Genomic DNA, 13,437 nt, shown 5'->3' on the forward strand with positions numbered 1-13,437 from the left:
TCTGTCAGGTGTGGTCGAGGGCCCAGGCCAGGGCGTGGTCGGCGATCTCTTCCCAGCCCTGCTGGGCGGGCATCAGGTGGGATCGTCCGGGATATTCGACGATCTCGGTGACGGTGTGCGACTTGTAGTGCTTGGCGTTGGAGCGCTGGATCTTCGGTGGCATCAGGTGGTCGTTCTCGCCCGCGATGAACAGCAGCGGCGCGCGGTCGTCGTTGCGGTAGTTCACGTACGAGTCGGCGTGGCCGGGGTGGATGTTGGCCAGCGCGCTGCCCCAGAACACATGGCCGGAGGCCGGGATGTGGTAGCGCTCGTACAAGGCGCGGGCCTGGTCCTCGGGGAAGGTGTTGGTGAAGGCGTAGCGCCACTGGTCGTAGGTGAATCCGACGGCCTTGTGCCGGTTGGCGGGGTTCTTCAGCACCGGGAAGGTCGCCTTCAGCTGCGACAGCGGGACCGTCGCCACGCCCTCGGTGGGTGCGGAGTTGATGGCTACTCCGGCGCTGCCGTATCCATGGTCGAGCAGGATCTGGGTGAACACACCGCCGGCGGAGTGGCCCATGATGATCGGCCGGGTGTCGAGGCCGTCGATCAGCTTCTCCAGCGATGCGATGACCGCGGGGACGGTGAGTTCCTCGATTGGGGTGGGGTCGGCGTTGAGCGCCTCCACCTCCACCTCGAAGCCGGGGTAGGCCGGGGCCAGTACCCGAAATCCTTGGGACTGGTAGTGGGTGATCCAGTGCTCCCAGCTGCGGGGTGTCACCCAGAAGCCGTGGATGAGGACGATGGTGTCCGGTTTCATGAGCGTTCGCTCCTTCAACGGGTGGCGGCGTAGGCCGACTTGATGATCTTGGTGGCGGCTTCCGGGTGGGAGATCATGACCACGTGCGAGGACCGGATCTCGGTCACCTTGCTGCCTGCGCGCTTGGCCATGAACCGCTGGGCGGCGGGCGGGATGACCTTGTCCTCGGTCGGGATCAGGTACCAGGACGGGACGGTCTTCCACGCGGGCGCACCGCTGGGGCCGCCGAGGCCCTGGACGCTGCCGGGGCGCTGGGTGGCTGCCATCAGACGAGTCCGGGAGGCGGGCAGATCGGCGGCGAACACGGCCCGAAACTTCGCGGCGTCGATGTAGCCGTCGGTGCCCGGTTCGCCGCCGGGCACCGGGTAGCTGCGGGGGATCAGGGCGGCGCCCAGTTCACTGCCCGGGAACTGGCCGGCCAGTTGCAGTGCGCTCTCGCCCTCGTCGGGCGCGAACGCCCCCATGTACACAAGGGCCTTGACGTTGGCATGGCCACGGGCGGCGTTGGTGATGACGATGCCACCGTAGGAGTGGGCCGCCAGGATGACCGGGCCGGGGATGGTGTCCACCACGCTGGAGATGTAGGCGGCGTCGCCCGCCGTGTCCCGCAGCGGGTTGGCCGGCGCGATGACCGGGAAGCCGGCCTTCTGCAGCAGCGCGATGGTGTCGTTGAAGCCGGAGGCGTCGGCGAACGCGCCGTGCACGAGCACGACGGTCGGCTTCGGCTCCTTCTCGGCCTGCCCGGGTCTGTGGGGGGTCGCCTGGGCGGAGACCGCGCCGACGACGATGAGAACGCCGGCGGCCAGTGCCGCCAGTAGACGGCGCGGAACGGGAACACGCATGACGAACCCTTTCGGTCAGGAGGGCTGGACGGTGCGGATGTGCCGGCGGGCGCTGCGGTGGGGACGGGTGCCCCGAGACTCGTGAGGACGCGGGCCGATGGGATTCAGGAGGCGAGGAACGCCAGCAGGTCGGCGTCGAACTCGTCTTGTACGCGCCCACGAGACCGTGCGGAGCACCCGGATAGACCTTCAGCGTCGCGTCTTTGACGAGCTTGGCCGACTCCGGGCCGGCCGCGACGATCGGGACGATCTGGTCGTCGTCGCCGTGGGCGATGAAGGTGGGGATGTCGAAGCGCCCCAGGTCCTCGTGGTGATGGTGTTCCTCATGGGAGCGCTCCCGTCATCGGGCGATGTGCGACTCGGATGACGGCGATGGTGGCAGCGCATCGAGGGAGGGCTTTTACCGTGCGCGCCGGAAACTGTTCCCTGCCCGCCACGCAGCGCATCGAGGGCCGCAGCGGGCGGAGGTGGCCGTTCCGGTCCGGCCGTCGGAGGACCCTCTACCGATCGGTGAAGGTTCGGTGGAGAATCCGGGGACTGGTTTCGCGGCGGAGGGGTACCGCTGCGCCGGCCCTGGGGGGCACTGTGCTGGTCTTGGACACGAAGGACATTCCGGCCGCCGACCGGATCGAGGCGTTTCACGCGGTGGCTGCCGGAGAGAGCGGTAGCTGCTCCATCGAGCAGGAACATCCCGAGGCCGGTATCTGGAAGAGACTCGAGGTCTGGCATTTCGGCCCTTTGACCCTGTTCGCCACGCACGGCACGGGCATGCGCATCTGGCGCACGCGGCAGCACGCACGGTTCGACTCGATGAACTCCGTCTCGATCATCACCCAGAGCCGGGGAACGGGCGCCTTCACCTGGAACGGCCACCAGCAGCACGTAGGGCCCGACGCCCTGGCCCTCGCGCACAAGACCGCGGGCTACGAGTACGGATGGTCGGGGGCAGGAGTGTCCGTGGCGTTCATGGTCGACGCCGACCGTCTCGGCTTACCCGAGCACCTGATCCGCGCCGCGATTCCCCTCCTGCACCAGAGCAAGATCGGCCCCTTACTGCTGCACCACATCCGCAGCCTGCACCGTGACGCCGGCCGGCTGAGCGCCGAAGCCGGCGCCGAAGCACTCGCCTCCGCCACACTGGAACTCACCCGTGCCCTCATCGTGTCGGTGGCCGCTGACGACCACACCCGCCGGACAGTCGGGGAAGACACCATCCTCACCCGCGTCCTCGCCTACATCCGCGCGCATCTGACCGACCCCGGTCTCACCCCCCAGCGCATCGCCTGGGCACACAACATCTCCGTACGGACCCTCTACCGGCTGTGTGAGGAAGGCGGCCTCAGCCTGGAGAAATGGATCATCCGTCGACGTCTGGAAGGCGCCCGCCGCGACCTGATCGCGCCCGAACACGCCCACCGCACGATCGAGGCCGTCGCCCGCTCCTGGGGCTTCACCAACCCCGCCTTCTTCTCCCGCCGCTTCCGTCAGACCTACGGTGCCACGCCCCGCGAATGGCGGCAGCTCCCCCACCAACGGGCTACCGCGTTGTCCCGTGACGAACTCCAGTAGGGCCAGGACTGGAAACGGAGCATCAGCCACCGCGCCAACCCCCGGCCCTAATGGGGACTGTCGATGTTCCGGGCCCTGGCCGGGCTCGGGCTCGACCGGGACCAACCCGGTTCCCGGTCGTCGACCAGCACGGCCGCCCCGTCGAAGCGGCTCGCCTTGAGGTCCCGGAGGGCCTGCGGGGCCTGGGACATCGGGTATGTGTGGGTCGTGGCGTGTACGCCGTGGCGGGCCGCGAGGGTCAGGAACTCCCGGCCGTCCTCTCGGGTGTTGGAGGTGACGCTGCGTACCTCCTTCTCGTAGAAGAGCTCGCGCTCGTAGTCGAGCGGCGGGACGTCGCTGAGGTGGATGCCGGCGATCGAGAGGATGCCACCACGGTCGAGTGCGCGCAGCGCGACGGGTACCAGGTCGCCGACGGGGGCGAAGAGGATGGCGCTGTCCAGCGGTTCCGGGGGCGCGTCGTACGCCCCGGCCACGGAGGTGGCGCCGAGAGCGAGGGCGAGGCTCTGGGCGGCCGGGCCGCGGGTCAGTACGTGGACGGTCGCGCCCTGGGCCAGAGCCACCTGGGCGCAGAGGTGGGCGCTGCCGCCGAAGCCGTACAGGCCGAGGCGCCCGCCTGGGGGCAGGGAGGCGCGGCGCAGGGCGCGGTAGCCGATGATGCCCGCGCACAGGAGAGGGGCCAGCGCGACGTCGTCGAGGTCGCCGGGCAGCCGGTAGGCGAAGGCGGCCGGCACGGTGGTGTACTCCGCGTAGCCGCCGTCGGTGTCCCAGCCTGTGTGGCGCGAGTTCGGGCAGAGGTTCTCGGTCCCGCGCACGCAGTACGCGCACGTGCCGTCGGTACGGCTCAACCAGGCCACCCCGACGCGGTCCCCGACGGCGTATCCAGTCGCCGCGGCTCCCATCCCCGCCACCCGTCCCACGACCTCGTGCCCCGGTGTCACTCGTGGCCGGTGCGCGGGCAGATCCCCCTCGCTGACGTGCAGGTCGGTGCGGCAGACGCCGCAGGCGGTCACCTGGACGAGGAGTTCGTCGGGCCCCGGCGCGGGGACCGGTTTCTCGACGAGCCGCAAGGGCCCCTGCTCGATCGGTCCTGGCTCGGCCACTTCCCAGGCGTTCATCGTCGTCATGTCGTCTCCGTCTGCCCGCCCTTGCATTTTATTCGAATCAACCGCATACACGCATCAAATGCGAGGCATATCCGCGGGAATTGAATTCGACGTCTGCCTACGGGATTCGAGAGAAATATTCCCCGGCGGGATGTTGTGGTTGAAGCGGAACATGTTCCCCGGGTCGTAGGCGGACTTGAGTGCGACGAGCCGCGCATACGCGTTCTGCGAGAACGCCTGACGCACGTCCTCGGGGTCGGTGTGGGCGACGCCGGCCATGAAGTTGAGGGTCCGCATGCCGCTGTTCCATGGCCTGAGGGTGTCGACCACCAGGTCGTGAGCGGCGTGGACGGCGTCGTCGTCGCCGACGCCGAGGACGCCCGCCGAGTACAGCTGGAACCGGGCGGTGGGGCGCGCGACCGCGCTCGGCACACGTGGCGAGCGGGCGAGCGCGCCGCCGAGATGGCGGATCTCGATGCCCACCGCACCGTCCGCTCCGGGCCCCGCCAGATTGAGGATGGCCTCCACCGCGTCGTGGTCGAGATGGGTGAGCTGGAAGTTGTTGATGTGGTACGAGCCCGGTGTCGGCGGGTCGTTGTGGATGGTGCCGACCTCGGTGTACGGGATGTCGGTGACCGTGTCGAGCAGCGGTTCGGCGACCTGCCGCAGAGGCTTGATGAGCCGGGCACCGTCCTCCGGTGGTCCGACGTGGCACAGCCGCAGATGCAGGGCGAAGCGGCCGCGCAGTTCATCGGGTACGCCGGGTGCGTCGGGCCACGGCATCATGAAGAACGACGAGCTGAGTTCGTCGGGCACCTCGGTGACCCAGGTGCGGTAGAAGTGCAGCACCTCGCGGATGGACTCGGCGGGGAAGAAGAGGCCGCCGCCGTAGAGCCGGGGGACCTCGAACAGGTCCGCCTCCAGCGCCGTCACGACCCCGAAATTGCCCTTGCCGCCGCGCAGCGCCCAGAAGAGGTCGGAGTTCTCCTCCTCGGTGGCGGTGCGCGGTTCGCCGTCGGCGGTGACGACCTCGATACGCCGGACATGGTCGGCGGCAAAGCCGTGGCGGCGGGCCATGACGCCGATGCCACCGCCGAGGGTGTACGAGACGGCGCCGACGAAGGGCGCGGAACCGTTCAGCGGGGCGAGGCCGTGGCGGGCGGCCGTCGGGATCACATCCCGCCACAGGGTGCCCGCTTCCAGCCGCACTGTACGCCGCTCGGGGTCGACGCTGTGTCCGTTCATCCGCCGCGTCGAGACGAGCAGCGCGGTGTCGTCGGCCGGGAGCGCCACCCCGTGGCCGGTGGCCTGGACGGCGACGCCCAGACCGCTCTCGCGAGCGAAGCGCACGGCCATCACCACGTCGGCGGAGTGCGCGGCGCCGACGATCAGCGCGGGCCGGTGCCGCACGGACCGGTCGAAGGCCTCCGCCTCCTCGGCGTAGCCGGGCTCTCCGGGGAGGAAGACAGGCCCGGTGAGCCTCTCGGCCAGGCGCCCGACGGGTCCCGGCGGCACGGCAGCGTCGTACTCGTTCATCGCGTAGTCGGGCACTGGAGTTCCCTTCTTCCGTCTCTTCCGCCTCTTCCGTCGTTCAGGCCGGGGGCCCCAGGTCGGCGTTGAACTCGAAGGTCGGATCGCGCCGGGCACCCACCCGCTCCAGCGCCTCGGCCAGCAGGTGCACCTGGGCCAGGGAACTGTTCGCCGGGTACAGCACCAGGTCGTCGACTCCCGCGCGGGACAAGGCGCTCAGCTCGTCGTGGAGGCGCTCGTCCGAGTCGAGGCAGTCGGCGCGGACAGGCCCGTAGTACGGCGATTCCTCGGAGCCGTAGTAGTGCGCCACGTACTCCGAGGTGACGTCCTCCGCGTCCGGGCCGCAGCAGAAGTAGCGCGCGGTGAGGATCTGCGGTCGGCCGGGGCGGTTGGCCCTCGCCCACTCCTCGCCGACGGCCTTCACCCCGTTCGCCAGGAGCTCCCGGCCCAGCACGGGCGCCACCCAGCCTTGGCCGAAGCGGGCCGCCCGGGCGTAACCCGCCTTGACGATGCCGCCGATGAGCAGCCGGGGCCGGCCCGCGCCAGGCAGTGGTGTGGGCCCGGAGGCGCCCTTGACCTCGCCGTTCCATACCCGGCGCAGCTCGGTGAGGGTGTCGTCGAAGAGCTTGCCGTGGCCTTTCGCCGGCGCACCGCTCGCCACGAAGTCGTCGGGCCAGCCGCCGATGCCGAGACCCGCGGTCAGCCGGCCGCCGGAGATCAGGTCGACCGTGGCGAGTTGCTTGGCGAACAGGACAGGATTGCCACGCCAGCCGACGTTCAGGACGCTCGTGAACAGCTGGACACGCTCGGTCACGGCGGCCGCGACCCCCAGGGACACCAGCGGGTCGAGGATGTCGTAGACCAGGCGGTCGATCGACCCCAGCGAATGGAAGCCGAGCCGCTCGCTGTCCTGGGCCCACTGCCTGACCTCCCGGGGAGGACGTCCGGGAACGGCGATCGGCAGACCGATTCCAACCTTCATGATCACTCCCTCTCCACCTGGGCAGCGCGACCCACCCGACTCCGTCCGCGCGTTCTGGGGGGCGTGCGGACATCACGCTCATCACGCTATTCAGAGAGAGCCGCCACGGTCTTGAACGGATCGGACGTCTGTACGGCTGCGCCCGGGACTCGTATGCCGCGACCAGCGGGCCGGCTCCGTCAGGACGGCTCCGACGCCGCGATCACGTCGGCCACGCTGTTTCCGTACTCCCGGCCGTGCCGCCCACGGACTGTGAAGGTCATCGCGGGCCGGCCCTCGTGTGAACGCCTGAATCCCCAGCGAATTGCTGAAACGGGTTCCGTCGTATTTCTGCGGGACAACGGAAAGGATCGTTGACGCGGCGGGGGCGCGGTGCCAACGTGCTCGCACCAGTCCTCCCGGCCGGCCGGGACCCGGGGTGGCGTCGAAGGGACGCCACCCGCTGAACGGCGCATTGAGGCGAACGGAGGACTTGTCGCCATGTCGACAGCCAGTGGAGACCCGACAACGGGGACAGCCGACTTCTCGGCGGCGCCCTTGGCCGATGCCTCCCTCCCCGAGGAGTGGGAGACCGGCCAGGGCGCGATCACGGGTCAGCGCACCATCGAAGTGAACGGGGACGAACAGCAGCCCCCAGCAGGGGAGCTGAGCGGAGACGTCTCCGTGAGCCCGCGGCCCGGCGGCATCGCGATCCCCGCCTTCCGCCCCACCCGCGGCCGCTACCGCGGCAGTAGCGACGGCTACGAACTGGACCTGCGCGTGGACGTCGACAGCGTGCCCGGCGGCCCGAAGGTCCTGCGGAAGGTCAGCGGTGACTTCCTCAGCACCGGCGGCGCCACGAAGGCGTACTTCGGCTCTTTCATCGTGCACTCGCCCACCGTCTCCCGGACCGCGACCAAGGTCGTCATCAAGGGAGCCGCCGACTACACCTGGCAGACCGCGTACGTGCTCGTGCAGGTCACCATCCCGCGGAGCAGGGCGAACCAGCGGCCGGGCGCCGCGACCGTGGAGTTCCTCCGCCCGCCGGGCCAACTGGGCGCCACCTACGTCTGTCCGTACGTCTCGCAGTACTTTCGCACCGTCGAGTGGGAGCAGGACTCCGTGACCGGAGCCGTGCCCTTCCTCTCGTACGACACCGGTTCGCTCCCGCAGCCGGCCAACAGTCCGGCCCGTGTCCTCACCGTGCCCCGGGCCTACGCCGAGGCCGGTATCGAACTGCTGGTGTCCGGCACCGCGAACGTCATCGCGAACAGCCGGAACGGCTGGACCAACACCGAACTGCACGCCGCGATGGAGACCAACTTCAGCCTGTGGCGCAACACCCCGCAGTGGAAGCTGTGGCTGCTGGTGGCCAGTCGCTATGAAGGCGTGGAGGGCGTACGCGGCATCATGTTCGACGCCGCCGACGCCTTCCAGCGGCAGGGCTGCGCGGTCTTCTACGACATGGTCCAGGGCAACGACCCCGAGTCACAGCGCGCCATGCTGCGCACCTACGTCCATGAACTCGGCCACTCCTTCAACCTGTTGCACTCCTGGCAGAAGAACCTGGGGCAGCCCCCGGTCCCGCTCGGCGGCAACAACGGCTTCGCCGACCTGTCCTGGATGAACTACGCGCAGAACTACCAGCCGTTGAACGGGAACGGCGGGACGGCCGCCTACTGGGGCGCCTTCCCCTTCCAGTTCACCGACAACGAGCAGATCCATCTGCGGCACGGCTTCTACCGCAACGTCATCATGGGAGCCAACGCCTTCGCGGCCGGCGCCGCCGACATCGAACCCGAGCTCTTCGACGAGCCGCTCACCGACGACTCCGGACTCCGGCTCGCTCTGCGCTCGGACAAGAACGGCTTCGCGTTCGGCGAACCAGTCGTCGTGGAACTGAAGTTGGAGACCACCGACCTGCGCGGCCGGTCCACGCACAACCACCTCCACCCGGACGACGAACTCGTCAACATCGCCATCCGGCAGCCTTCCGGCCGCACCGTCCTCTACCGGCCGCTGCTGCGCCGCTGCGTCGATCAGGACCAGACGATCCGCCTGGACACCGGCAGGCCGGCGATCTACAGCAGTGCCTACATCGGCTACGGCCGCGACGGGCACTACTTCGAGCAGCCGGGCACCTATCAACTGCGCGCGGCCTACCTGGCGTCGGACGGTTCGCGGATCGTCTCGCCGGTGCTGCGGCTCAACGTCAGGCACCCCGTCAGCCAGGCGGACGTACAGCTCGCCGAGCTGATGATGGGCGAGGAGCAGGGCAAGATACTCGCCCTGCGCGGCTCCGACTCGCCGTCGCTTCGGTCCGGCAACGACGCGCTCCAGGAGATCATCGAACGGCACGGCACACACCCCTTCGCCGTGTACGCGCGCCTTGCCAAGGGGCTCAACTTCGAGCACGAGTTCAAGAGTCTGAGCCCGGACAAGACCGAGCTGACCGTACGGCCCCCGGACCCCAAGTCCGGGATCGAGCAGCTCACCCAGGTCGTCAAGGTCTCCGAACAGGGCAAGGGCGTCGACAACCTGACGCTCAACCTGGCCACGCGCCGCCTGGCCCGTGCCTACGCCCGCCAGGGCGACCTGGAAGAGGCCAACTCCACGCTCGACCGGCTGATGCGGCACTTCGACACGCCCGCGTTCAAGCCGTACGTCGTGGACGCCGTACGCGACCAGGTCGACACCACCAAGGCGCGGCTCACCGCCGAATTCGGCAGCTGACCGCGTCTCAAGGAGGGCACTCACGGGCGACCCCTCCGCCCGTGAGTGCCCTCCCCGTGCCCCACGCCGGGCCGTGCCCACGCCGGGCCGGTGTGGCAGCCTCGTTCCCAGGCCCGGGAACGGCCCGGGCATCAGGCTGGGAAGCGGGCCGGGCATCAGGCTGGGAAGCGGGCCAGGCATCAGGCTGGGAAGCGGGCCGGGAAATCAGGACGGCGCCGGAACGGCACCAGGGAGGAGCTGTCTGTCGCATGCTCGACCTCGTCCTGCACGGGCCTGGCGGCCCTCGGCCCCTCGGCCGCCCGGCCGCCGTCCGGGCGGAGATCCGCAACACGGGCGACCGCCCCCTCTGGATCGCGGGCGTGCTCGACGGCTCCGAGAACGGACTGCGCCTCCCGCATTACCGGCCCGCCGTCGTCCGCGTCGACGACAACAGCGTCGTCGCACGCCCCGGTCCGGCGGAGGACCCCCTCGTCGGACCGCTCAGGACCGGCGATCTGCGCCGACTCGCCCCGGGCGAGTCCTTCGACCCGACCACCGGACCCGGCTGCCTTCCGCTCATGACGTTCGCCCACTACGTCCCTCAGCGGCCCGGCCGCTGCCGCTACACCCTCACGCTCTCCACGGAAGCCGCCCAGCCCGAGGAGTGGCTGGGCGGCTTCGTCCTGCCGAGTGGCACCGAGCGGGAGGAACTGCTCGCTCTGGTCGCCCGGGTGCCCCGTACGACCGTCACGGCCGCTCCACTGGATGTGGACTTCCGCTGAGGCGCGGCGGGCAGCGGCTGCCGGGATTCATTCGCAGTGCATCGGGCTTCAGCCCGGTGGTGAAGCGAATCTGATGGTTGCGACGCGGAGCGTCGCGGATTCTCGTCCGGCGGAGCCGGATGGTGTGTGTCCACCACCCGTGACGCGGAGCACCACGATGGCTGGTCCCGGCGCCGCCGGGCGGTGCTCACACGGGCCGGTTCTGCTGTTCGATGTACTGCTTGACCACGGAGAGCGGGGCGCCGCCGACGGTTCCGGCAAAGTAGGAGCCGGACCAGAGCTTGTTGGCCCTCCAGCAGTGGCGTACCAGGTCGGGAAACTCCTGCCGCAGCCGACGTGAGGAGACGCCCTTGAGGGAGTTGACGAGCTTGGTGACAGCAGCCTTGGGCGGGAAGTTCACCAGGAGGTGGACGTGGTTGGTCTCGCCGTTGAACTCCACCAGCTCGCACTCGAAGTCCGCACACACCGACCTGCATGATCTCCTCCATGCGCGTCAGATGAGCATAGGTGAACACCTTGTGCCGGAACTTGGTAACGAAGACCAAGTGGACATGCATCACGAAAACACAGTGTCTGCCAGTTCTGATCTTCTACATCTCACCCATAACCCAATTATGTAGTGTGACCGCCATGCACCTCAGGTACAGCTTCCGCCTGTACCCGGACCCCGGCCAACGCACTGCACTGGCCAAGGCGTTCGGGTGTGCCCGCGTCGTGTTCAACGACGCGGTGCGCGCCAGAGAGGACGCCCGCACAGCGGGCCAGGCGTTCCCGACGGCCGGTGAGCTGTCCAGGAAGCTGATCACCGAGGCGAAACAGACCGACGCACGGGCCTGGCTGGGCGAGGTCTCCGCCGTCGTGCTCCAGCAGTCCCTGCGCGACGCCGAGGCCGCCTACAAGAACTTCTTCGCCTCCCTCAAAGGCGAGCGCAAGGGCGCAAAGACCGGTGCACCCCGGTTCAAGTCCCGCAGGGACAACCGGCAGTCGATCCGCTTCACCGCCAATGCCCGCTGGTCGGTGACCGATTCCGGAAAGCTGAACCTTCCCAGGGTCGGCGTGGTCAAGGTGAAGTGGTCACGCACCCTGCCCGCACGGCCCTCCTCGGTCACCGTGATCAAGGACGCGGCCGGACGGTACTTCGCCTCCTTCGTCATCGACACCGACCCGGCCGCCGACGCCACCCGCATGCCCGACACCGACCAGAGTGTCGGCATCGACCTGGGGCTCACCCACTTCGCGGTCCTCTCCGACGGCCGCGTGATCGACTCCCCGCGCTTCCTGCGCCGCGCGGAGAAGAAACTCAAGAAGGCACAGCGCGAGCTGTCCCGCAAACAGAAGGGCAGCAAGAATCGCGAGAAGGCCCGCCTCAAGGTCGCCCGTGCCCACGCCCAGGTGGCCGACGCCCGCCGGGAGTTCCACCACCAGCTCTCCACGCAGCTGATCCGCGACAACCAAGCGATCGGTGTGGAGGACCTGGCGGTCCAAGGACTCGCACGCACCAGACTGGCCAAGAGCGTGCACGACGCCGGATGGTCGGCATTCGTCCACATGCTGGAGTACAAAGCCGCCCGGTACGGCCGGTCCCTGGTGAAGATCGGCCGGTTCACACCGACCAGCCAGGTCTGCTCGTCCTGCGGGGCCAAGGACGGTCCCAAACCCCTGCACATCCGGACCTGGACCTGTACCGCCTGCGGTGCGGTCCACGACCGGGACCACAACGCCGCGAAGAATGTCAAAACGGCCGCCGGACTGGCGGTGACAGCCTGTGGAGCGCAGGTCAGACCAGGACAAGTCCTGGCACAGCGCGACGAAGCAGGAAGCCACGGATCCCCGTCCCAACGCTGTGCCGCGTAGCGGCACAGCAACGGACGAGAAGGCCAGAATCCTGGGGCTTCAGCCCGAGGAGCAAGTCAAGCCACCACCAAGGACGACTACCACCCGCTCCCCGAGCTGATCGAGCTGTTCGGCCAACTCGGCTGTGACGTCGTCGAGATGGTCCTGGCCGACCAGGACAGCTGGGACCGTTACGTGGCCCCGCAGTGGCTCACCGTGCGGCGCTGGCTGGATGACCACCCCGATGACGAGCTGGCGGACGAGATGCGTGCGGAACTCACCACGGCGCCCGCGCGACACGTCCGATATCAGCGGGAGTATCTGGGGTGGGGTGTCTTCGCCCTGATGAACCGCTGAGCCGCTGACGCGTAATCGATCCAATCGCCGACGCGTAATCGATGAACCGCTGACGCGTACCGGACGAGCGCCCTGGGCGCGTACGGGGTGGGCCCCGCCGACACTCTCGGCCGGGGCTCACCCGGTAAGTCGGCGCCTCGGTTCAGGGCGTGCCACTGACGATCAACTCGGTGTCCCCGAGGCTGAACTTCCGGGCGGGGGTACCCGTATCACTTCTCAGTACCCCCCGGAGGGAGAGCAGATGTCGACACCGTCCGACCCCGAGCCGCCGCCGCGCCGGTCGGCGCTGGAACCGACGCACGTCCTGAGCCCCCGTCGGCCAGGAGCCCTGTCGGAGCTGGTGCGGCAGGTGCGGGAGAGGGAACGCGACCCGGACGAGGGCTACGAAGTCGTCGCGATACCGGCGGCCGAAGGAACAGCGTTGCCTTGGGCGACGGAGGACGAGACCCAGCAACTGCCGCCCGTCGTGGACGACGAGCGCGACAGGGCCGACCGGAGCGACAGGCGCGACCGCCCGGTCGGACGCGTTTCGGCGTACGGGCGCACGTCCTTGTTCCGCCGTACGGTGATCGCCGTCGCCGCGGTGGCGGCCGCCCTGGTGGGATTCAGCGCCGCCCTCCTGCTCACCTGGGACAGGAACGCCGCCGAATCGCAGGCCCCGCCCCCTGCCGCCTCGTCCGCCCCTCCGGCGCGGGCCGCCGACCCGGACGGCGTCGGCACCCTCCGAGAGGGCGACAACGGCGCGGAGGTGAGCGAGCTCCAGGAACGCCTGCTGCGCATCCCCAACGTGTACGAGGGCGGCACGACCAGCGGCGTGTACGACGCCACGCTGACCGCCGCGGTGGCGCGTTTCCAGCTCTGGTACGGCATCCGGGGCGACGAGACGGGCGTGTACGGCAACGACACCCGCACCGACCTCGAGTCCCGCACCGCGTCCTGACGCGACGGTGCG

The 13,437-nt window shown here is 69.3% G+C and carries 10 protein-coding genes and 3 pseudogenes; 6 read left to right on the forward strand and 7 right to left on the reverse strand.

From position 1 onward, the window contains the following. Window positions 1-4: 4 nt before the first annotated feature. The 3 genes and pseudogenes from ACTWQR_RS01720 to ACTWQR_RS01730 form a co-directional block, all read right to left on the reverse strand. Window positions 5-796 (reverse strand): alpha/beta hydrolase, encoded by a 792-nt coding sequence (locus ACTWQR_RS01720; protein ID WP_443225047.1) that lies wholly within the window; start codon window positions 794-796, stop codon window positions 5-7. Between the two features lie 14 nt (window positions 797-810). Further along, on the reverse strand, window positions 811-1,638 hold the full coding sequence (locus ACTWQR_RS01725; protein WP_443225048.1) for an alpha/beta fold hydrolase: 828 nt from the start codon (window positions 1,636-1,638) through the stop codon (window positions 811-813). A 104-nt stretch (window positions 1,639-1,742) separates the two neighbouring features. Next, window positions 1,743-1,945 (reverse strand): annotated as a pseudogene (locus ACTWQR_RS01730) (alpha/beta fold hydrolase); the annotation flags it as partial. Window positions 1,946-2,223: 278 nt separating this feature from the next. Between ACTWQR_RS01730 and ACTWQR_RS01735 the strand changes: the two are divergent. Then, complete coding sequence (locus tag ACTWQR_RS01735; RefSeq protein WP_443225049.1) at window positions 2,224-3,207, forward strand: helix-turn-helix domain-containing protein; 984 nt, start codon at window positions 2,224-2,226, stop codon at window positions 3,205-3,207. 47 nt (window positions 3,208-3,254) lie between these two features. Here the strand turns inward: ACTWQR_RS01735 and ACTWQR_RS01740 are convergent, their stop codons facing one another. From ACTWQR_RS01740 to ACTWQR_RS01750, 3 genes are all read right to left on the reverse strand, one after another. After that, the gene (locus tag ACTWQR_RS01740; RefSeq protein ID WP_443225289.1) at window positions 3,255-4,322 is read right to left on the reverse strand and encodes a zinc-binding alcohol dehydrogenase family protein; all 1,068 of its coding nucleotides are present in this window, start codon (window positions 4,320-4,322) and stop codon (window positions 3,255-3,257) included. Between the two features lie 63 nt (window positions 4,323-4,385). Continuing rightward, on the reverse strand, window positions 4,386-5,861 hold the full coding sequence (locus tag ACTWQR_RS01745) for an FAD-binding protein (protein ID WP_443225050.1): 1,476 nt from the start codon (window positions 5,859-5,861) through the stop codon (window positions 4,386-4,388). Between the two features lie 40 nt (window positions 5,862-5,901). Next, complete coding sequence (locus ACTWQR_RS01750; protein ID WP_443225051.1) at window positions 5,902-6,822, reverse strand: LLM class flavin-dependent oxidoreductase; 921 nt, start codon at window positions 6,820-6,822, stop codon at window positions 5,902-5,904. A gap of 480 nt (window positions 6,823-7,302) precedes the next feature. On the opposite strand from ACTWQR_RS01750, the gene ACTWQR_RS01755 reads away from it, so the two are divergent. Beyond that, window positions 7,303-9,534, forward strand: coding sequence for a hypothetical protein (locus ACTWQR_RS01755; protein ID WP_443225052.1), 2,232 nt, complete (start codon window positions 7,303-7,305; stop codon window positions 9,532-9,534). 248 nt (window positions 9,535-9,782) lie between these two features. Next, complete coding sequence (locus tag ACTWQR_RS01760; RefSeq protein WP_443225053.1) at window positions 9,783-10,295, forward strand: hypothetical protein; 513 nt, start codon at window positions 9,783-9,785, stop codon at window positions 10,293-10,295. Window positions 10,296-10,482: 187 nt separating this feature from the next. Here the strand turns inward: ACTWQR_RS01760 and tnpA are convergent. Beyond that, window positions 10,483-10,852, reverse strand: a pseudogene (tnpA, locus tag ACTWQR_RS01765) (IS200/IS605 family transposase). A 73-nt stretch (window positions 10,853-10,925) separates the two neighbouring features. Between tnpA and ACTWQR_RS01770 the strand changes: the two are divergent. The 3 genes and pseudogenes from ACTWQR_RS01770 to ACTWQR_RS01780 all read left to right on the forward strand — a co-directional run bounded on the left by ACTWQR_RS01770 (window position 10,926) and on the right by ACTWQR_RS01780 (window position 13,425). Continuing rightward, on the forward strand, window positions 10,926-12,149 hold the full coding sequence (locus ACTWQR_RS01770; RefSeq protein WP_443225054.1) for an RNA-guided endonuclease InsQ/TnpB family protein: 1,224 nt from the start codon (window positions 10,926-10,928) through the stop codon (window positions 12,147-12,149). 75 nt (window positions 12,150-12,224) lie between these two features. After that, window positions 12,225-12,485 (forward strand): annotated as a pseudogene (locus ACTWQR_RS01775) (SAM-dependent methyltransferase); the annotation flags it as partial. 241 nt (window positions 12,486-12,726) lie between these two features. Next, window positions 12,727-13,425, forward strand: coding sequence for a peptidoglycan-binding domain-containing protein (locus ACTWQR_RS01780; RefSeq protein ID WP_443225055.1), 699 nt, complete (start codon window positions 12,727-12,729; stop codon window positions 13,423-13,425). Window positions 13,426-13,437 lie beyond the last annotated feature (12 nt).

Source organism: Streptomyces sp. 2A115 (assembly GCF_052245575.1).
Taxonomy (GTDB): domain Bacteria; phylum Actinomycetota; class Actinomycetes; order Streptomycetales; family Streptomycetaceae; genus Streptomyces.

Excerpts from the sequence above, each read along its gene's own strand:
- ACTWQR_RS01720 (WP_443225047.1), bottom strand. The coding sequence starts at position 796 with ATGAAACCGGACACCATCGTCCTCATCCACGGCTTCTGGGTGACACCC.
- ACTWQR_RS01725 (WP_443225048.1), bottom strand. The coding sequence starts at position 1,638 with ATGCGTGTTCCCGTTCCGCGCCGTCTACTGGCGGCACTGGCCGCCGGC.
- ACTWQR_RS01740 (WP_443225289.1), bottom strand. The coding sequence starts at position 4,322 with ATGAACGCCTGGGAAGTGGCCGAGCCAGGACCGATCGAGCAGGGGCCC.
- ACTWQR_RS01750 (WP_443225051.1), bottom strand. The coding sequence starts at position 6,822 with ATGAAGGTTGGAATCGGTCTGCCGATCGCCGTTCCCGGACGTCCTCCC.
- ACTWQR_RS01755 (WP_443225052.1), top strand. The coding sequence starts at position 7,303 with ATGTCGACAGCCAGTGGAGACCCGACAACGGGGACAGCCGACTTCTCG.
- ACTWQR_RS01760 (WP_443225053.1), top strand. The coding sequence starts at position 9,783 with ATGCTCGACCTCGTCCTGCACGGGCCTGGCGGCCCTCGGCCCCTCGGC.
- ACTWQR_RS01770 (WP_443225054.1), top strand. The coding sequence starts at position 10,926 with ATGCACCTCAGGTACAGCTTCCGCCTGTACCCGGACCCCGGCCAACGC.
- ACTWQR_RS01780 (WP_443225055.1), top strand. The coding sequence starts at position 12,727 with ATGTCGACACCGTCCGACCCCGAGCCGCCGCCGCGCCGGTCGGCGCTG.